This window comes from Cohnella kolymensis (genome assembly GCF_000829465.1).
GTDB lineage: Bacteria > Bacillota > Bacilli > Paenibacillales > Paenibacillaceae > Cohnella > Cohnella kolymensis.
Map to the genome: position 1 here is coordinate 159052 of NZ_JXAL01000024.1, position 20585 is coordinate 179636.

Annotated in this window: 16 protein-coding genes and 2 pseudogenes; 1 reads left to right on the forward strand and 17 read right to left on the reverse strand. The window is 51.9% G+C overall.

Annotated elements, in window-relative coordinates; all coding sequences use genetic code 11:
* Positions 1-77: 77 nt before the first annotated feature.
* The 17 genes and pseudogenes from SD71_RS15825 to asnB all read right to left on the reverse strand — a co-directional run bounded on the left by SD71_RS15825 (position 78) and on the right by asnB (position 20113).
* Entirely contained in the window at positions 78-578 is a 501-nt protein-coding gene (locus SD71_RS15825) for a GNAT family N-acetyltransferase (RefSeq protein WP_041061510.1), read from the reverse strand.
* A 7-nt stretch (positions 579-585) separates the two neighbouring features.
* Positions 586-1071: an SRPBCC family protein gene (locus SD71_RS15830; protein ID WP_041061513.1), complete on the reverse strand. Its 486-nt coding sequence runs from the start codon at positions 1069-1071 to the stop codon at positions 586-588.
* 117 nt (positions 1072-1188) lie between these two features.
* Positions 1189-1557, reverse strand: coding sequence for a hypothetical protein (locus SD71_RS15835; RefSeq protein WP_041065147.1), 369 nt, complete (start codon positions 1555-1557; stop codon positions 1189-1191).
* A gap of 251 nt (positions 1558-1808) precedes the next feature.
* Positions 1809-2348, reverse strand: coding sequence for an endonuclease/exonuclease/phosphatase family protein (locus tag SD71_RS15840; protein WP_326998714.1), 540 nt, complete (start codon positions 2346-2348; stop codon positions 1809-1811).
* A gap of 136 nt (positions 2349-2484) precedes the next feature.
* Positions 2485-2745 (reverse strand): HPr family phosphocarrier protein, encoded by a 261-nt coding sequence (locus SD71_RS15845; RefSeq protein WP_041061519.1) that lies wholly within the window; start codon positions 2743-2745, stop codon positions 2485-2487.
* Between the two features lies 1 nt (position 2746).
* Positions 2747-4471 carry a phosphoenolpyruvate--protein phosphotransferase gene (gene ptsP / locus SD71_RS15850; RefSeq protein WP_041061620.1) on the reverse strand — a complete coding sequence of 575 codons (1725 nt, stop codon included), beginning with the start codon at positions 4469-4471 and terminating at the stop codon, positions 2747-2749.
* 24 nt (positions 4472-4495) lie between these two features.
* Positions 4496-5647 carry a mannitol-1-phosphate 5-dehydrogenase gene (locus SD71_RS15855; protein WP_041061522.1) on the reverse strand — a complete coding sequence of 384 codons (1152 nt, stop codon included), beginning with the start codon at positions 5645-5647 and terminating at the stop codon, positions 4496-4498.
* Entirely contained in the window at positions 5644-6078 is a 435-nt protein-coding gene (locus SD71_RS15860) for a PTS sugar transporter subunit IIA (protein ID WP_041061526.1), read from the reverse strand. The genes SD71_RS15855 and SD71_RS15860 overlap by 4 nt, the downstream gene beginning before the upstream one ends.
* Positions 6075-8147, reverse strand: coding sequence for a BglG family transcription antiterminator (locus SD71_RS15865; RefSeq protein WP_235427030.1), 2073 nt, complete (start codon positions 8145-8147; stop codon positions 6075-6077). Before SD71_RS15865 ends, SD71_RS15860 begins: the two co-directional genes overlap by 4 nt.
* Positions 8148-8229: 82 nt before the next feature.
* Complete coding sequence (locus SD71_RS15870; RefSeq protein ID WP_041061532.1) at positions 8230-9657, reverse strand: PTS mannitol transporter subunit IICB; 1428 nt, start codon at positions 9655-9657, stop codon at positions 8230-8232.
* Between the two features lie 271 nt (positions 9658-9928).
* Entirely contained in the window at positions 9929-10351 is a 423-nt protein-coding gene (locus SD71_RS15875) for a PaaI family thioesterase (protein ID WP_041061535.1), read from the reverse strand.
* A 38-nt stretch (positions 10352-10389) separates the two neighbouring features.
* Positions 10390-12075: an AMP-binding protein gene (locus SD71_RS15880; protein ID WP_041061538.1), complete on the reverse strand. Its 1686-nt coding sequence runs from the start codon at positions 12073-12075 to the stop codon at positions 10390-10392.
* A 28-nt stretch (positions 12076-12103) separates the two neighbouring features.
* Complete coding sequence (locus SD71_RS15885; protein WP_041061540.1) at positions 12104-13888, reverse strand: acyl-CoA dehydrogenase family protein; 1785 nt, start codon at positions 13886-13888, stop codon at positions 12104-12106.
* A 31-nt stretch (positions 13889-13919) separates the two neighbouring features.
* Positions 13920-15104, reverse strand: a complete 1185-nt coding sequence (locus tag SD71_RS15890; RefSeq protein WP_041061543.1) for an acetyl-CoA C-acyltransferase — start codon at positions 15102-15104, stop codon at positions 13920-13922.
* Between the two features lie 25 nt (positions 15105-15129).
* Entirely contained in the window at positions 15130-17526 is a 2397-nt protein-coding gene (locus SD71_RS15895) for a 3-hydroxyacyl-CoA dehydrogenase/enoyl-CoA hydratase family protein (RefSeq protein WP_041061545.1), read from the reverse strand.
* A 5-nt stretch (positions 17527-17531) separates the two neighbouring features.
* Positions 17532-18155, reverse strand: a pseudogene (locus SD71_RS15900) ((Fe-S)-binding protein); the annotation flags it as partial.
* A gap of 102 nt (positions 18156-18257) precedes the next feature.
* A pseudogene (gene asnB / locus SD71_RS15905) lies at positions 18258-20113 on the reverse strand (asparagine synthase (glutamine-hydrolyzing)).
* Between the two features lie 132 nt (positions 20114-20245).
* Here asnB and SD71_RS15910 point away from each other — a divergent pair.
* The gene (locus SD71_RS15910) at positions 20246-20575 is read left to right on the forward strand and encodes a hypothetical protein (RefSeq protein WP_041065434.1); all 330 of its coding nucleotides are present in this window, start codon (positions 20246-20248) and stop codon (positions 20573-20575) included.
* Positions 20576-20585 lie beyond the last annotated feature (10 nt).

Here is a 20585-nt window from a genome sequence, read left to right on the forward strand (position 1 = left end):
TGTTGCTCCACCGGTTTATTTAAAGTTGGATATATTTCAACAAGGACAAAACCCAGAATGCGGTTTATATGAGTCTCCTATGTTGTCGAGTAAGTGTAGCGCATTACCGTAAAATCCATGTCCTGACCATCTACGTTACTCTGAAAAGTAATTCCCTTCACAAAACCGGCACGTTCATAAACTTTTATCGCACGTTCGTTAAAGCTTGCCACAACCAACCGAAAGTGGTGGATATTGAATTGTTCTCGTAAAAAATGCATACAGAGTATCAAAAATTCCAACCCCTTGCCTTGTCCTGTGATGTCCGGTCTCAGGCCCAGTCCAATATCCACATAGATACTGTCGTTATAGATACCGGCGCCATATCCGCCCGGCACACGCGCTGACTCGCCTTTGCAGACGTAGCCGAATAACCCATTCTGCTCATGCAAAGCATAATAATACTCACAATTTAGTAATTCAGTGATACATTCCTTACTGCCATCCATACTGTAGACTGAGTATGGTTCGTCATACTTCCAATGCGAGATCAAGGCGGCATATTCCTCTGTCATCGGCAGAAAAAGATAGGTAGACATCGCGCAATTATGATGCAGATTGACCTGGCGAACAGCACAATTCTCCCTCACCTGATTCCAAAGCTGTTTTTAAACTGTTTAATACCTGCGTCCATGCCATCTCGTGCCACTGAAACGCTTTATCCCATTGTTCGCCTGTGCCCCAACCCGTATGCTCGATAGTTACATTTGTCGTTTTGTCTCCCGCTTGCGTAAAGCGTACTTGCACCTCGGTAAGTGAGTCTGATGAATTCATGAGACCTGCAAAATCATCCGGTCCCTTCCATGTGAAAGATAGCTGTTCCATCGGTGACAAAGAGGTAATTTTACAACCTTTAGTGTTCATCTGTTCTTTATTGCCTGGGATAAAAAACAGTTCAAATGCGCCTCCCACTCGCGGATCTATGTTGGCTGCCGGTGCGAACCATTGACTTACCCGCTCAGATATCGTCCATGCATACCAAATTAACTCCTTACTTTCTGATACTACAATTTCTTTATGTAATGTTCTCATTTCGGTCAACCTCTCCCTTGTTTTGTCATTTACCTCAAAACTACCAGATTTTAGCCATATTAATCAACTCCGAGTTATAATTGGCGGCTTAATTCATCCGGCAGCGCCATTCAGCATTTAACCGCCGGCGGCCGGCACTTTAAATAAAATATTACTGTCTTTATCTAGTATTTTAAATTTGAGCTCATTTGGTACGGCTACATAAGCAAACCATATCCTTTTCCAATTTGTATCTACAATCTGCGCCTCTTGCTGCTTGTCGTATTTATTTTCGAAAATGATTCTTTCCGCACTTGGGTCGTCAAGAACACCGTAAAACAAACGTACAGCAGGATCCTCAATATAATTAACCCTGTCACTATTAAGCATGAAGCCTGGCATATATATTGCTGAGGACTTTAAATAGTCCCAACCGTTGTGATCATCCCCCTCGATGATCGCAGCCCCGATGCCCGTACCATTGTCGAAAGGGGCTTGATAGAACACGACAGCACCTCCATGATCCCGGTGAATATGCAGTATCTCATTCTCTTCATGCTTGGAATAGAACGCATCTTCTACAGAATCGCTTCTACAACCACATAGAATAACGATGGCAATTAAAAAAAGTAAGGACTCGGTTTATCAATTTAACACCTGCCTGGCGCTTTAACAGCGCAATTTAATATAAACGGGCATATGGTCGCTGTATTTGATCCAATCTGCGTACTCTCCTATTGTTACTGCATCCAGTATGTTCACAAATTCCTCTGAAAGGAAACAGTAGTCGATGTGGTATGGCCTGTCGGTTTTGCGATGTAAAAAAAATTGTTGCCTGACCGAAGCGAGCTCTCGTTATCCCAAATAGCGTTACTGTTAAAATCACCGGCGATGACGGTTTTGTCACCGATATGCGAATAGTGATTGACCGCATTCCAGACCTGTCCGACATATCTGTTTCTCCGGTTGAGCTTATCGTCCATTGCCCAGACAGCGAGCAGATTAAAATCGACAGCGCCGCTGACCTTGATGGGAACGATGTATCTATGATTGGCATCGTAGCTGTTATGAAGTTCAAGTCTAAAATCGGAGTAAGCGAAAATGCCAAGCCCTTTTGTTTGGTTGTCCCCAAACCATAATTTGTGCAACGGTTCAGAAAATGGACTTTCAAAGGTCAGCCGATCCGGATGCTCGCATTCCTGAACCACTAATATATCCGGTTTTATGTTCATCATGTGGGATGCCTTTTTGCGAAATGCCATATTACAGTTCCATGTGGCGATGATCATTGGAAACATCACCTCTTTTCAGGAATTTATTCTGCGCTTAAGATGGTGGTACTACGTTACATATTTTACCAACTTACAGGCAAGGGGTAAATGCAAAAAAACCTTAGTCCAACGTGGACTAAGGCTTCGCTTTATATGGAACTGACTATTCGTGGACTTCTACAAGCAGCTTGCCCAGCGCTTCCATAGCTTCCGCTTCTTGCTCGCCGTCAATCTCCAATGTGACCTCATCGCCGGTGGCGATGCCCAAGGTGAGCATGCTCAAGGAGCTTTTGCCGTTTACCTTTTTACCTTTGTTGATGACGTTCACCTTACAAGGGAACTGGCTGGCGGTTTGGACGAAAGTTTTCGTCGGACGGACGTGAAAGCCCGTCGGATTAATAATCGTGAATGATTTCGTAATCATGTTATTGCTCTCCTTTCTTGTTGTTCTGAACGAAGGCTTGAATTTCCTGCTGTCCGTGCATCGTAAGCGCCTGCTCAGCTAGACCGGACCATTCGGACTGTGAAAGCCGAGCGATGAGTTCCCGGGCCGGAAGGATCGAGCCTGCACTCATGCTGAATTCGTAGAGCCCCATGCCCAGCAGCAACGGGATCGCGGTTTCGTCCCCTGCCATTTCACCGCACATGCCGACCCATTTCCCTTCTTGCTTTGCAGCATCAATGACCATACGAATGAGCAGCAGAATCGAAGGATGGCATGGCTGGTAAAGGTAAGATACCGTTTCGTTCATGCGATCGGCAGCCATCGTATATTGAATGAGGTCGTTGGTTCCGATGCTGAAAAAGTCGACTTCCTTGGCGAATACGTGAGCTGATATAGCCGCTGCAGGAACTTCGATCATCATGCCGACTTCGATACGCTCAGCCAACTCCACGCCTTCCGCAGCCAGCTTCTGTTTCTCTTCCTGCAGAATGCGTTTAGCTTCCAGCAGTTCATCCAGAACGGCAATCATAGGGAACATGATTTTCAGATTTCCATATCGGCTGGCACGAAGCAGCGCACGCAATTGCGTACGGAAAAGATCCGGGCGGTCAAGACAAAGCCGGAGCGCTCTTTGGCCCAGGAACGGATTGCTTTCCTTCGGCAAATCCATGTAGGGCAGCTCCTTATCCCCGCCGATATCCAAGGTGCGGATGACTACGGGCTTTCCTTCCATTTTCTCAAGCACATATTTATAACTGTTGAACTGCTCATCTTCAGTCGGAAGCTGGCTGCGGCCCATGTACAAAAACTCGGTCCGGAACAAACCGATGCCTTCCGCACCGTTATCCAGCGCCTTCTGCACGTCTTCCAGTTTACCGATGTTCGCAGCCAACTCAACCAGCTTACCGTCTTTGGAAGCAGTCGTCCGATTTACCCACTGTGCCAGCACGGATTTGCGCCGGTCATATTCTCGTTTCTTCTCCTGGTAGCCGGCAAGCTCGTCAACACCGGGATCCACCACAATGACTCCTTCGGAAGCATCCATCACCACCATGGTGCCTGGCTGAATATTGCGGATACCGGCTCCCGCTCCTACAATTGCCGGGATATCCAATGATCTCGCCATAATGGCAGAGTGCGAGGTGCGGCTGCCGATTTCGGTGATAAAACCTTGGACTGCTTGAAGATTTAACTGCGCGGTGTCCGATGGCGTCAAATCCTCGGCAATGATGATGCACGGCTCCGTCATTTGCGACAAATTCCCGCTGTCCGTCCCCCGCAGCCTGTTCATCACACGCCCGGTCACATCCTGAATGTCGACCGCACGCCCCCGCAGCAGCTCATCCTCCATCTGATTAAGCATGTCGATGAAAGACTGCGACACCTCATAAAGCGCGAACTCGGCGTTCACGGATTCCGTCTTGATTCTGTCCACAATGACGTCAATCAGATCGGGATCCTCCAGGATTAACAAATGGCCTTCGAAAATTTGCGCCTCATGCGCGCCAAGTTTCTCCTCTGTTGATGCCCGAATTTGCTCAAGCTCCGCACGAGCTTGATTCACCGCGTTCATAAACCTTTCCGCTTCGAGTTCAGGATTGCCCACAGTGGTTTGAACAGGGGTATATTCTTCGGACTTAAGCACAAAAGCTTTAGCAATAGCTAACCCCGGCGAAGCTGCAATGCCTTTCAACAACTGATTCATCATCTTTCAACACTTCCTTTGCCGTTAATCCCGGTGTTTCAACGATTCGTATGCCGCCACGACTAGCTCGTGAACGGGATGCGTCTCCGGTATCTCCGTATATTTCGTAATGGCCGCTTGGACCCCATGTTCCTTAATGGTTGATTGCAACTCTACAGATTCCGGGTCTTCGGGATAATCAAATAACAAAGCGGCTGCCATCGCTCTGGCCAAGTGCGGTACTTGCATGCCGTGAGCGTGTGCCATAAGCGCAGGGCGCACCAGCCTGTCGTTCGGAGACAGCTTGCGGATCGGCGAGCGGCCGACTCGGACGACTTCATCCGTCAAATGCGGGTTCCTGAAGCGCTCGATGATTGTGTCAATGTATTGGTTATGGTCCGCCTGATTGAAGTCGTACTCCCTGACCAATGCCGCTCCCGTCTCGCCAAGTGTTTCCCTGACCTCAGCCGCCAGCGCCTTGTCTTTCATCGCATCCTGTATAGTGCCATATCCTTTGAGAAATCCGTGGTAAGCCGCGGTGCAATGACCCGTATTCACGGTGAACAATTTCCGTTCAATATAAGGCTGCAGGTTGTCGACATAATCGACTTCCTCGATCTCATGAAACCCAGGCAGCATGGCGGAACGGTCCACCACCCATTCGAAGAAAGGTTCTACCGTAACGTGAAGCTTGTCTTCATGCTGCTGAAGAGGAACGATCCGGTCCACCGCGGCATTCGGGAACGCAACGCTCGATGACGCCCGCTGCCTGATCTCCTCCGATAAATGGGAGTAAACATGCTCCTTCAGCTGGGAGCTGCCGCCGATCGCATTTTCACATGCAATGATATGAAGAGGATAGGCCGAATCCGCCACCCGCAGCTTAATGCCTCTGGCGATACCTTCGGCAATAAATTTCAAGATGTTCACGCCGACTGCCGTCGTTACCAAATCAGCTTCCGCAACGGCCTTCGCCACGGCGTCCAGATCTTTGCCGTTAATAGCAGTGATATTCTCAACTACGATAGTGTCGCCTTGCTCATTGGCCAGTGTCACTGTATATTCTCCGCGCTGCTTAAGCAGGTCAACTAACTGATCGTTAACATCCACGAATTGTACCTGATAACCGGATTTAGAGAGCAGCAGACCGATGAAGCCTCTGCCGATATTCCCGGCTCCGAAGTGAACGGCCTTCATGCTTCCATCCCCTCTTCGAAGATCGCGATCAATTCCGCCTCGGATTTCGCCTGCAAGATCCGCTGCATATCGTCTTCATCGGAGACCAGAACGGCGACACTCGAGAGAATCTCGAGATGTTCGTCTCCAACCGCTGCAAGCCCGATAATCAAATTCGCCGTTTCCCCGTCAAAATCGACACCGTCCGGGACAGTCAGAACGGACATTCCTGTCGAACGGATTAAACTTTTTGAATCATTGGTGCCATGAGGCATAGCGAGACCGCCGCCCAGATACGTTGAGGAAGTGTTCTCCCGTTCAAGCATTTTATCTACATATTCCGCCGGCACATGTCCCGCTTCAACCAACAGTTGTCCTGCGATTCGTATCGCTTCGGTTTTATCGCCGGGTTTCACATTCAGTTTCACTTTTTCTTTGGTCAGTATGCTCATGAGTGTTCTCTCCATTCCAATTTAGACTTTATAAAAGCTTCTAGCTCACGGGAAATGAAAGCTTTGATCCTCTCCGTCTCCGCGGCTTTGAGGAGTTCCACCATCTCAGGCTGCAGCAGCATTGCGCTCACTTCGCTCAGCACTTCCAAGCTCGGTTTATCAATTTCCCCAGGGGCCAGCATAAGCAGAATGTGTGACACATCTGCGGCCGCTTGTTCTTCTCCCAGCAGGAGAGGAACATTCAGGCGGAATAAGCATAGAACAGGTTGCCGGACCGATTCGCTTCGTGTATGAAAAAGCGCCAGCTGTGTATCCGGGATGATCTGGCTGCCCTGCTTTTCTCTATTGATCAGTTGCCGGATGACGGTGTCCTCTTCGACTATGTTGCCCGTTGACGACACAATGCCAACCATCTCGGTTACCACATTTTCCAAATGACGTTCGCCAGGCTCTATATCAAGCCGATAAACGGCAAACCGATCTAACAGTTGAATCGCAGCCAAAGCATATCCATGCATCAGCTTGATCCGGTCCCATGGCCCATGATCCGCCGGTGCGGCAGGTTCCGCGGCAGGTACTTTTTTCAGCGTTATTTTACGAATGTATGATTTGAGTCTTTCAGTCTCCTCACGGGTGAGCAGCGGACTGAGTTTGATATAACGATCCGGGGCCAACTGAAGATCTACCGTAGAAATGATCAGGTCGTAACGTTCCTCCGGAATGCGCGCCGCTTCATACCACGAGTAATGCCCGATCAGATCGATTTGCGGAATTTCTTTGTTGATGCGGACCGCTAGCAGTTTTGATGAGCCGATACCGCTTGTGCACACAAGCAAGGCTTTAATGCTTCTTGGAAAAAGGTTCAACCTCTCGACGGAAGCGCCGAAATGCATCACGATATAACCGATCTCTTCATCCGGGACGACCGCGTCCCGCACGGTTTGGTCAACACCAGCCCGCACTGCCGCGAACAAAGATTCATAATCCTTTTTAATCTGCGGAAGAAGCGGATTACGAATGACTTCGCCTCTGCGTAACCGCTCCAAGGCCGGCCCCATATGCCGGATCAAGCCGTCCAGCAGCGAGCGGTCCTTCGTGAACGGAATGTCCATATGTTCATCTACTGAACGAATGAGATCAACCGCTGTCTCGGCAAGCATTAAGCCGTACTTTTCCAGCAGCACGCCGGAAGCATCGGACGCCTTCTCTTCACCGCCGTCGAGCAGCTTTAGCAAATATGCCTTTTCTCCCTCCGGCAGCTCGAGGCCGAATGGCGCAGCCAGCCGATTCAAGCGAGGGTCATCCTGCTCCTTGTCTGCTGCGGCCGGCTGCTCGGAACTCAGGATCCAATGTCCGCGCTGCATGCGCGAAATCGCTACGGACAGTTGGATCAGCAGATGAGTATAAGCTGTCTCGGATAGACGGTTCGGCCACTCGTCCTCCCAATCCCAGAGCGTTTTTTCAATGGCAAAAAAGTTGTCTACACCTACCATTGTCAGCAGTTTCCGGGTTACGGGCCATTTTGAAGATTGTCCGTGTGTCGCACCGAAAAGATCCGAATGGTCCAGAAACTCTTGCGCCAAACGCGCTATAAACCGGCGTTTCGAAGATTCGGGACCTTCAATCTCTACGCCGTAGCCGCGTCTCCTGATCAAAGCCAACCCGCTGTGATACAGCTGAGGCTCGATTTCATCGAAATCGTGGCTTACGGTGGGGATAGCGGCATGCAAATAATGGGCAAGCGCAAACAGCTTGACCGGTGCATCCTCCTCCAACAGACGGCAAATGAGGAGCACTTTGCGCTCCTCCGGCGAGTAGGTAACCGTCTCCGATTCGTTCAGCGATTGTTTAAATCCGGCTAGATCCGCTTTACTTCCGCCAATCATGATGCCGATTCCGGATTTCTTCACCAGCGATAATCCATAAGAAGATAGCAGCGGTTCAAGCTCCTGCAGCTCGCGATGAACCGTTCTGGTGCTGGTGTGTATCTCTTCCGCGATCTGGCCGGCGGTGATTTCATCCTGCCGGTTCAGCAGCACTTCCAATAAGCGGCGCTGTCTGTTGGACACTCTCAATACCGGCATCCTCCGCCTGACAAAATGGACGAAACGCCGACGAACGAGCCGTCAGCGTTGCATCTTCTGCTATTCTCTATTTACCCAGACGTTCGGCGAGCACATCGTACTCCGGGCTTTTGACAAAGTCGTCAATCGAAATGTGTTCCGCATTCGGTGCTTTTAATCTTGCCCTGTCGGTCAGTGTCTTCTGCGTGATAACGATATCCGCATCCGACGGAATTTCACTGATCGCGGCATTCGTCACGGTGACCGCAATGCCTGCCTTCGTCAGTTTTTTTCTAAGAATGGAGGCGCCCATGGCGCTTGATCCCATACCGGCGTCGCAGGCAAACACGATTTTATTGACATCGCCGTTCGCTTTAACGGCTCCTGCCGCTGCTGAAGCCGGCGCGCCTTTCGATTCGGCTTTCATTTGTTTTACTTTTTCCGTTGCGGTCTCGAGATCCTCGTCTTCGGTTTTGCGGCTCGTCTTTAGCATTACGGAGGCGACCAGGAAGGATGCCGCAGCCGCGGTTAATACCCCGGCTAGCACCGGTAACAGTCCGCCTTTCGGAGCCATAGCGATCAGTGCGAAGATGCTTCCCGGAGAAGGCGTAGCCACCAGCCCTGCGCCCAGCACATTGAACGTGAAGCTTCCCACTACACCACCGGTAATGGCTGCAAAAATCAACCGCGGATTCATCAGAATATAAGGGAAGTAAATCTCATGAATCCCGCCCAAGAAGTGAATGATCACTGCGCCGGGAGCCGATTGTTTCACTGATCCGCGCCCGAACAGCCAGTACGCGAGAAGGATACCCAGCCCCGGACCCGGATTTGCTTCGAGCAGGAAGATCACCGATTGACCGACTTCTTTTGCTTGTTGCAAAGCAATCGGGCTTAATACGCCATGGTTAATGGCATTGTTAAGGAACAGGACTTTACCAGGCTCAATAAGAATATTGGCCAGCGGCAGCAGTCCGTTATCGATCAGGAAGTCTACGCCGGAAGCCAGCCCTTTGCTGATCGCTTGCACGATCGGGCCGATTCCTTTGAAAGCCAGAAGGGCTAACGCACCGCCGATAATGCCTGCAGAGAAGTTGTTGACCAGCATTTCAAAGCCGGAACGCACTTTGCCTTCGATGGATCTGTCAAATTGTTTCAGAATCCATGCGGATGCCGGTCCAACAATCATTGCACCGAGGAACATCGGAATATCCGCGCCGACGATTACGCCCATCGTGCCTACAGCGCCCACCACTCCGCCTCGAGTACCATGGACCATATGCCCGCCGGTGTATCCGATCAGAAGCGGGAGGAGATACGTGATCATTGGGCCTACAAGCTCAGCCAATTCTTTGTTCGGAAACCATCCGGTCGGTATGAACATCGCTGTAATAAGTCCCCAAGCGATAAAAGCGCCGATATTAGGCATCACCATGCCGCTGAGAAATCTTCCGAAACGCTGAACGGAAACTTTTACGCTTCCCTCGGAAGAGGTTTGTTGTTGCCTCTCACTCATGATTGAACCTCCTTCACTAATTTCCATTACCCATTATTATTGGATATTGGATTCTGTATTAATCATATACGTTAAGCGCTTTCAAATTCAATGAAATGAAAAACAGCTTTCGTCATGAAAGCTGTTGACAGGATTTTATGTAGGAAAAAAAGATCGTACTTACCTTTAGTTACAGCTTATTTTAACGCAAACTGTGCCAAAGCGCCATCATACATAATACCTGTATAACGAAAAGACACCTTCAGCCGAAGGTGTCACTCGAATCCAACCATTATTTTTTCTTGTCAATGACCCGGAACGACGCGGTGGCCATTGCGCATATGTTGTTGTTCTCATCCGTCAACGTTCCCTGAGCGGTAACCATCTTACCTGAGACGTGTACAATCTCGGCCACGGCACTGACTCTGCCGACGCCAACCGGCGAAGTAAAATGGATGTTCAAATTCGAAGTGACCAGGTTCTCATTGGGACGGGCGACCATTGCGGCGATTCCCATGGCGGAATCCAGAACACCGCAGTGAACGCCGCCATGGAGAATCCCAAGCGGATTAAGGTGATGCTCCTTCACATCCAGCGCGACGGTTACCTTATTCCTTTCGATCTCGACAAGCTCGCATCCTAGATATCCCCAGAAAGTTCGCTTCGCTCTTTCGATCAAATCCTCGAATCCTTGCTGCAGTTCTTGAGTGTCCATCGTGTTTCTCCTTCCGGGCTTGCAACCGCGTCTGCTTATTACTTGGTGACCTGCTCCTGCTGCTGCGAGTCTTCCTCGACCAGCTTCCTCCGCAGCACTTTCCCGGCGATCGTCTTGGGCAAGCTTTCGCGGAATTCATAGATATGAGGCACCTTATAAGCGGCGAGCCGTTCCCTGCACCATTTCTCGAGATCCTTGGCATCCAAGGTTTCCCCTTGTTTCAAGACAATATAAGCTTTAACCGTCTCGCCGCGGTATTTGTCCGGAACGCCCAATGCAGCAGCTTCCTCAATGGCCGGGTGTTCGAAGAGTACCTCTTCGATTTCCCGAGGGAAAATGTTAAAGCCGCCGGCAATGATCATATCCTTCATCCGATCCATGATAAAGAAGAATCCGTCTTCATCCATACGCGCCATATCGCCTGTCCGCAGCCAGCCGTCCTTCAGAACCTTCGCCGTCTCGTCCGGCCTGTTCCAGTAACCCTTCATCACCTGAGGCCCGCGAACGGCCAATTCGCCGATCTCGCCTTGAGGAAGTTCATCGCCGGAGTCCGGGTCCACAATTTTGGCGAACGTATCCGGGAACGGGATGCCGATGGAGCCGAGCTTGCGGCTCTCCCAAATATTGTTGGCATGAGTAACCGGTGACGATTCCGTCAAACCATAGCCTTCGATCAGGCGTCCGCCGGTTATCTCCTCGAATTTATTCTGTACTTCGTGGGGCAGAGGAGCGGCACCGCTGACACAGATATTGATCGACGACAGATCGTATTTCAAGATGTCCGGGTGGTTGATCAGAGCGATATACATCGTCGGAGCTCCCGGAAACACCGTCGGTTTAAAGCGGTCAATCGTTTGCAGAATTTGCGACACTTCAAACTTCGGGATCAAATACATGCAGCCGCCCAACATGACGGCTTGGTTCATCAGCACCGTCAGCCCGAACACATGAAAAAAAGGAAGCGCTGCCAAATAACGTTCTTGCGATTCGCTTCTTTTATATGCCCATAGACCATTCTGTACGGTGTTCGCCGTGATGTTGAGATGCGACAGCATGACCCCTTTGGACACGCCCGTCGTGCCTCCGGTGTACTGCAGCAAGGCCAAATCATTTTCCGCGTCCACCTCGGTATATACCGAAGTGCTTGGCGAAGCATTCAGCAGCTTCACGAACGCGTGCACGGTGTCCCCATACTCGACCTCCCGCTTCAAGCCGTCTTTTTTCGCTTTCAGCGGATACAGCAGGTTTTTCGGGAATGGCAGGTAATCCTTAATGGAAGTAACGACGACGTGGCGCACTTCCGTAGCCGGAACGACACCCTTCACCCTCTGAAACAGCAAATCGAGCGTAACGACAATCGAAGCTCCCGAGTCTTTCAGCTGGTGCTCCAGCTCCCGCGGCATGTAAAGCGGGTTTGTCATGACGACAATCCCGCCTGCAAGCAGCGTACCGTAATAAGCGATCACCAGTTGGGGACAGTTGGGCAGCATAATCGCCACCCTGTCCCCTTTCTTTGCGCCTAACTTCCGAAGCGCATTCGCGAACCTGTACGAGCAGGTCAGCAGTTCGGAGTAAGTCATTTCCTTGCCCATAAAATGCAGCGCCGTGCGTGCCGGGTATTTCGCCGCAGACTGGATGAGAAACTCCGCCAGATTATGTTTAGGATACGGGTAAGTCGGCGGTACTTCTTTGGGATAATGAAGTAACCACGGATGCTGTGCCAAGACCCATCACCTCTTCTTGGAATAAGGGTTAATGCACGTACTTTTCCGACTTTATGACCCGTGCGGCGATCTGTCGTTTCAGCTGTACGGAATTCACCGGCGTGCGGCGGGTGAGCTTTTTGAGAACGGACAGCTGCGTGCGCAGGATGTCTCCCGACTCCATTGCAGACAAAGCCTCTTTCGCGAATGACTCGATCGCATCGAACGCTTCATGCACGAAAACAGTCGTCATCTCGATCGCGTTCGCCGACTTTTCTTCTCCTTGCTTGGCCATCAGCTTCTTCGTTCTGAGCAGCGCGCTTTCCATCGCATAGAGTTGAATCATGATATCAGCCATATGGCTGAGCACTTCCTGCTCCTGCTCAAGCTTCACTTGGTATTTCTGAACGGCCGTTCCGCCCACCATGAGGAAAATTTTCTTGGCCATGGACACGAGGTGCGTTTCTTCCTCAAGCGTGCCGTCGAACGTCTGCCCCGGAACGAGCTGGAGAAGCTCCGACTGAAGCGCTTGGGCCTTCTGCATAAGCGGAAGCTCGCCTTTCATCGCGCGCTTAAGCAATGTGCCCGGAATGAGCAGGCGGTTAATTTCATTCGTTCCTTCGAAAATGCGGTTAATCCGCGAGTCGCGGTAAATCCGTTCGACTTTATACTCCTGAATGAAGCCGTATCCGCCGTGAATTTGTACGCCTTCGTCCGCTGCGAAATCCAGCACTTCGGAACCGAATACTTTGTTGATCGAGCATTCCAGCGCGTATTCCGCAATGGCTTTGGCGGATTCGACACCGGCTTCAGGGCTGTTATAGTCAATGTGGCTTAGTCCTGCGTCAAACAATCCTGCTGTGCGGTACACCATGCTTTCCAGCACGTAAGTGCGCAGATTCATTTCCGCGAGCTTCTTGCCGATCAGCGGGAAAGATGAAATCGGCTTGCCGAACTGGGTACGCTCATTCGCGTATTTGGCAGCCAGCTCAACCGTTTCTTTAGATCCGCCGAGACATCCGACGGCAAGCTTGAAACGGCCGATGTTCAGAATATTGAACGCGATCAGGTGGCCTTTGCCGACTTCCCACAGCAGGTTCTCGACCGGCACCTTAACATCCTCGAGAATGAGCGGACGGGTGGATGAGCCTTTGATGCCCATCTTTTTCTCTTCCGGACCTACGCTCACGCCTTCCATTGTTTTCTCAACAATGAAGGTGCTGAATTCTTTACCGTCCACTTTCGCGTAGACGATGAAAATATCTGCGAAGCCGGCGTTGGTGATGAACTGTTTAGCGCCGTTCAGCACGTAATGCTTGCCGTCCGGTGTCAGCACCGCGGTCGTTTTGGCGCCGAGGGCGTCGGATCCGGAGGAAGGCTCCGTCAAGCAATATGCCGCGATTTTCGTACCGCTCGCGAGCTCGGGCAAGTACTTTTTCTTTTGTTCCGGCGTACCGAAGTAGACGATCGGCAACGTTCCGATACCCACATGTGCACCGATGGAAAGCGCGAACGAAGATGCTTTCGCCAGCTTCTCACTGATCAGGGTGGAGCTTACTTTATCGAGGCCGAGTCCGTCGAAAGCTTCCGGTACGTCGGCGCCAAGCAGGCCAAGCTCCCCTGCTTTTCTCATCAGCTTCACGGTAAGGTCATAGTCCAGCTTTTCAAGCTCCTCGTCGTGCGGCAGCACTTCACCTTCCACGAATTCGCGGGTCGTGTCCGCGATCATGCGCTGCTCCTCGGTTAAATCATCCGGTGTGACGATAGAATTGAAGTCCAGATCGTCAATGACGAAGCTTCCGCCGATCACTTTATCTAACGTTTTTTCAGTCATGTTCATCTCTCCCTTTTATGATCAATCACGATTATTCCGGATAAACTTCGAATACGCCTGCCGCGCCCATGCCGCCGCCGATGCACATCGAGACGACACCGTGCCCGCCGCCGCGGCGGCGAAGTTCATAGATCAGGCTGGCGGTCAGCTTCGTACCCGTACAGCCGAGAGGATGGCCCAGGGCAATTGCGCCGCCGTTCACGTTCACGATGCTCTCGTCAATCTTCAGTTCCCGGATGACGTGCAGACACTGGGAAGCGAACGCTTCGTTAATTTCGAACAGCTTCACGTCTTCAATCGTAAGTCCTGCGCGCTGCAGCGCTTTCGGGATCGCTTCCACAGGGCCCACGCCCATAATATCGGGATCGACGCCTGCGAGCGCGAACGACTTAAAGCTTGCCAGCGGCTTGAGACCCAGCTCTTCGGCTTTCTCCCTGCTCATAACCAATGCTGCAGCCGCGCCGTCGCTCATTTGCGAGGCGTTGCCCGCCGTGACGGTGCCGCCCATCTTGAAAGCAGGCTTCAGATTTCCAAGCCCTTCCACCGAAGTATCCGGTCTTACGCCTTCATCCGTCTCGACAGTGACAGGTTTCTCCCACGGTTTACCGTTATCGCCGAATCCTCTCAGCGACGTCTTCACAGGTACGGTCTCATCGTTGAAGGCCCCTGACGCAATGGCTTTCGCGGCTTTGGCATGACTGGACGCCGCGAATCTGTCCTGATCCTCGCGGGAAACACCGAAGCGCGCAGCCACATTCTCAGCCGTATGGCCCATTCCGATATACACGTCCGGCATTTCGTCGACAATCGTCGGATGCGGGGAAGGCTTGAAGCCCGTCATCGGAACGTGGCTCATGCTTTCCACACCGCCTGCGATGACAACGTCAGCGCCCCCAACCATGATGCGTTCCGCAGCGAACGCGATCGCTTGCAGACCGGATGAGCAGAACCGGTTAACCGTCAATGCAGGGACAGTGGAAGGAAACCCGGCGTACATCGACATGATTCTGGCGAAGTTTAAACCTTGTTCCCCTTCCGGCATGGCGCATCCGATGATGACATCCTCCACGTCCTCTTTCTTCACACCCGGAGCCCGATCGATCACTGCCTCAAGCACCGTTTTTCCCAAATCCTCCGCCCGGGTGTGGACGAAGCTTCCCTTCTTGGCCCGGCCGACCGGGGTACGTGCTATAGAAACGATCACTGCTTCTCTCATGTTCGATCACCTCTCATTAGTTGGCTTAGTTGCGCAGCGCTTTGCCTTTGGCAAGCATGTGCTGCATACGCTGCTGGGTTTTGACTTCGCCGCAGAGACTGAGGAATGCCTCGCGCTCCAGATCCAGCATGTATTGCTCGGTAACCATCGTTCCGGCAGGCAAGTCTCCTCCGGCCATGACATGCGCCAGCTTACTCGCAATCAACAGATCGTGATCGCTGATATAGCCTGCATATTTCATATCTTGAGCGCCAAGCTTCAATACCGCTTTGCCGTCTGCGCCGATGACGCGGATTTTCGATTGCTGAGCCGGTTGATACCCGCCTCGAACCAAGGCAAGCGCAGATTGTTTGGCCTCATACACCAGGTGATCCTGATTGGCGACGACACGATCATGCGGCCGGAAGTAACCGAGCTTTCTCGCATCCTCCGCACTTGTTGAAACCTTCGCAGTACCGACATTCATGAACATTTGGTTGATATACGGCTGCAAATCCACTTCCGGATTCGGGTTCGCGAGGCTTGCCCGGAGCGCAATTTCCTTACATCCTCCGCCGGCCGGTATTAAACCGACGCCAACTTCTACAAGTCCGTAATACGTCTCCGCGTGCGCCACGATCTGATCGGCCGGCATACACGCTTCAACGCCTCCGCCTAACGTCATGCTGTGAGGAGCGGCGACAACGGGCTTTTCGAAATGTTTAAGCTTAAGCATGGATTGCTGGAACATATGGATGATGTTGTCGACCTCGTCCCACTCCCCGTCCTGCGCTTCCATCAGCAGAAGCATGAGATTAGCTCCTACGCAGAAGTGCCGGCCTTCGTTGGCGATGATCAATGCGTCATAATTCTGGCGAACCTCATCGACGCTCTGCTGGATCATGGTCAGAATATCAGCGCCGATCGCATTGTTCGGCGAATGGAACTCCAGGCAGACGACGCCGTCGCCGACATCAATCAGGCTTGCGCCGCTGTTCGAGCGGACGACTTTATTCTGTTCCTTCAGATTACGCAAAGAGATGATTTCAGGACGCTGTTCAATTGCCGTGTATTGTCCTTTGTGAAGATAAAAAGTCGTTCCATTCGTTTTTTGATAGAAAGATTGGTTGCCCGCGGCAATCCATTCCTTCACCCAATCCGGCAGTGTCTCTCCTTCGGACTCCATCCGTTCGGCGGTTCTAACCAGGCCAATGGCGTCCCACGTCTCGAACGGTCCAAGCTCCCAGTTAAAGCCCCATTTCATGGCGCGGTCGATATCGTGTATCGAATCGGCAATCTCTCCGACTTTGCCGGCCGAGTATACAAGCACCTTCTTCAAAATATCCCAAGCAAGCTCCGAGTAGCGGTCCTTGGCGCCAAGCAGCGCTTTTGTTTTTTCCTTCGCCCCTTTGGCGGCTTTCGCAGCCTCCAATGAAGCGGATGCAGGCTTCTTGCTCTTCACGTATTCCATTGTCGTAAGGTCGAGAGACAAGATCTCGCTGCCCTTCTCGCCTTTCACTTTCTTATAGAAGCCTTGGCCGGATTTCTCGCCGATCCACCCGCGGGACACCATGTCCTTCATCACTTGCGGAACTTCAAAAACAACCTTCTCGTCGCCCTCCTCCACTTTCTCGAATACGTTATTCGCCACATGCACGAAAGTATCGAGGCCGACCAGATCCAGCGTGCGGAAAGTCGCGCTTCTCGGGCGCCCCAACGCCGGTCCCGTTATCGCGTCCACCTCATCGACGGTGAAACCTTTGGCCGCCATGGCCTGCAGCGTAACGAGAAGACCATACGTACCGATCCGGTTGGCAACGAAATTCGGCGTGTCCTTCGCGATTACGACGCCCTTGCCGAGCGTCTTTTCACTGAATTCGGCAATTTGCTTCACGATCGCCGGATCTGTCGTTTCTCCCGGAATGATCTCCATCAATTTCATGTAACGAGGCGGGTTGAAGAAGTGCGTACCGAGAAAATGGCGCTTGAACTCTTCTCCGCAGCCTTCGACCATGGCATTGATCGAGATTCCGGATGTATTCGAGGTTACGATAATGCCAGGCTTCCAATGACTTTCGATTTTCCGGTGAAGCTCTTGTTTCACTTGGAGGTTCTCCACGACAACCTCGATCACCCAGTCCACATCTTTAATTTTGTGGAGGTCGTCTTCGATATTGCCCGGCGTGATCCGGCTGACAAAGGCCTCGTCATAAAGCGGAGCAGGTTTGATCTTGGACAATCTGCTGAGCGCTCCGGTCGCGAGCCGATTGCGCACCGCCGGATGCTCCAAAGTAAGTCCCTTCGCTGTCTCTTCCGGCGTCAAGCTTGCCGGAACGATGTCCAGCAGCAGGCTGGGAATACCCACGTTGGCCAGATGGGCTGCGATGCTGGCGCCCATGACCCCCGATCCGATTACAGCGGCTTTGGTGATTTTTGCTGCCATTTGCCTCATACCTCCTGTACGGTCAATTGTTCAGATAATTTGGAATCGCCGAATACCGCTTGTTCGAGAATCTCCGCGATATCCCGCGCTTTTACCCTGTCGTCGACTTCTTTCATTTTGGTGCCGTCTTCCATCATGGTGAGACAGAAAGGACATGCGCTGCTGATCATCGTCGGATTCGTGAGCAGCGCTTGCTCCGTACGGGCGACGTTGACACGTTTGCCCGACGTTTCTTCCATCCACATCATCCCGCCGCCGGCCCCGCAGCACATCCCGTTCTCACGGCTGCGTTCCATTTCGACGAGCTCGACGCCCTGAATGGCCCGCAAAACATCGCGCGGCTGGTCATATACATTGTTGTAACGACCCAGATAGCAGGAATCATGATAAGTAATACGCTCGTTAACCGCATGCTTCGGCGTCAGCTTCCCTTGCTTGATCAGCTGATCGAGCAGCTCGGTGTGGTGAAGGACTTCCACCTCCTCCAGGCCGAACTCGGGATACTCATTCTTCAATGTATTGTAAGCGTGCGGGTCGGCGGTCACGATTCTCTTCACACCGTACTTCTGGAACGTTTCGATGTTCTCCATGCACAGCTGCTGGAACAGCATTTCGTTCCCCATCCTGCGCGCCATGCTGTAAATCCACCAACCTGCCTTAAACAGGCAAACTCGCCTGAGCGAAAAGCGGCTGACACGGCAAACAAACGCCTGTTCAACCGCTTTTCTATTTCACAAAACAATCTTCACCTTGTACTGGCGCAGCCAGAAGTCCATTTGCAGCAAGTAGGCAAATAATTGCGGGCCGGACATCAGCTGTCCGAACCAAGGCAGGTGGGAGCCGGCGTTCGTACTGGCGGCCAGATCCCGTATGCGCTTCGCATCAACCAGCGGCAGCAGCGGACTGTCCGGATCGTCCAGCCGCTGGAGCAGCCGGTCCCGAACAGACGCCAAATAGTTCGGATTATGAGTCTTCGGATAAGGACTCTTTTTCCGGTACAGCACATCATACGGCAGAATCCCTTCGAGCGCTTTCCGCAGAATCCCTTTTTCCCGGTTGCCGGCCGTTTTTATTTCCCACGGAATATTCCATACATATTCGACCAGCCGGTGATCGCAATAAGGTACACGAACCTCCAATCCTACGGCCATACTCATCCGGTCTTTGCGGTCAAGCAGAGTAGGCATGAATCGAGTAATGTTCAAGTATGACATGATCCTCATCCGCCGCCGGGCCTCGTCTTCGCCTTTCAATCCCGGCACTTCCGCAATGGCCTGACTGTAGCGGTCGGCCAAATACTCCTGAGGACGAAGTTTGTCACGCAGCTCCGCCGAAAGCAGCCCGGCCCGCATATTGGCGGCGAGCGACCACGGGAACGTATCCGCACTAAGCGCCTCTTCACGATGGAACCACGGATACCTCCGAATATCTCGTCGGCAGCCTCGCCGGAAATCGCAACGGTAGCTTTCTTTTTAATTTCCCGGCAGAACAGATAGAGGGATGCGTCGATGTCCGCCATTCCCGGCATATCTTTCGCAATAACAGCAGCCTCCAAAGCGTCGACCAGCTCGGGAGTGTCAAATTGTACCGAATGGTGGACAGTGGACAAATGGCTGCTCATTCTCGTAATCCAAGGTGCATCGGAATTCGGCTGAAAGTCGTGGGCGAGAAAATTTTTATCGTTATCGACGTAATCTACCGAGAAGGTTTCGACCTTGCCTTGTCCGGTCTGTTCGTAGTAACTGACAGCAAGGGCGGTCAACGCGCTGGAATCCAATCCTCCGGAAAGCAGCGTACAGACCGGGACGTCGGACATCAATTGCCGGTTTAATGTGTCGATCAGCAAAGCGCGAATATGATCCGCCGTTTGTTGTTCATCGTGGTCGTGTTCCCCGCTCTGAAGCTGCCAGTACGCGGAAATCTTCATTCCATCGCGGTCGTACATCAGACAGTGGCCCGGCTTCAGTTCGTGCATATCCCGCCAAACCCCGTGACCCGGTGTTCTCGCTGGGCCAATGATGAACAATTCTGCCAGCCCCTCCGCATCCACTTCGGACGGGACTTCCGGATGCCCTAGAATCGCTTTAGGCTCCGAGCCGAAGAGGAGTCTGCCTTCCTCCCGCCGATAGAAGAGAGGCTTGACGCCCAGCCGATCCCTGGCGATAAACAGTTTTTCCTCATCGGTCTGCCATACCGCAAAAGCGAAGATGCCGTTCAGCTTGTCGACGCAGGCCGGTCCCCATTCAACATAAGCTTGCAGCAAAACTTCCGTATCGCAAGTCGTGCGAAAGCGGTAGCCGAGTCCTTCCAATTCTTTGCGAAGCTCAGGGGCATTGTAAATTTCACCGTTATAGACGATGACACAATCATGACGTTCACCTGTTTTGACAGGACGAATCATCGGTTGAGCCCCGTTCGCAGGATCCATGACAGACAACCGGCGATGGCCGAACGCACAGTGACGCGACAGCCAAGTGCCTTCTGCGTCGGGCCCTCTCAGCTCCAGCGTTTCCGTCATTTTCATGATCGTATCCGCGTGTTTCGTCAAATCCTTGTTCCAGTCAATCCATCCTGTTATTCCACACATGGTCTCTCAAGCCTCCTCGCACGTAAAGACCAATCATAAGATGGATATGCGAAAAAGGGCATAAAATGTATGTCCGGCGGGAAAATAAAGCAATCGAGCGCATCCGGTGCGGAAGGGAGTCCTAAGGCCGAAATGAACGAAACTCATGTTTCCGGCAATGATAGAAAGACGTATTATGTAGCGGTCGGCGCGAGGCAAGTTCTAGAGGATAAAGAGGCAGCAGCTTTCGAGTTTTCCATTGAGGCAAATGATCAAGAGCTGCGTATCCTGCAAGAGTTGTTCGAAAGAACGGCGGACGTTGATGAGGATTCGACGTTCAGCGTCAGCGGCTGGCCGACGGTCAGCGACAGACCGGATCATACGGAATACGATGCGGATATTAAAAAAATTTACACCATGCTGCACAAGCTGGGCACCGCAGAAACGAAAAAGCATATCGAAGAGATGAATATATTGCATTAAAACGATCGGG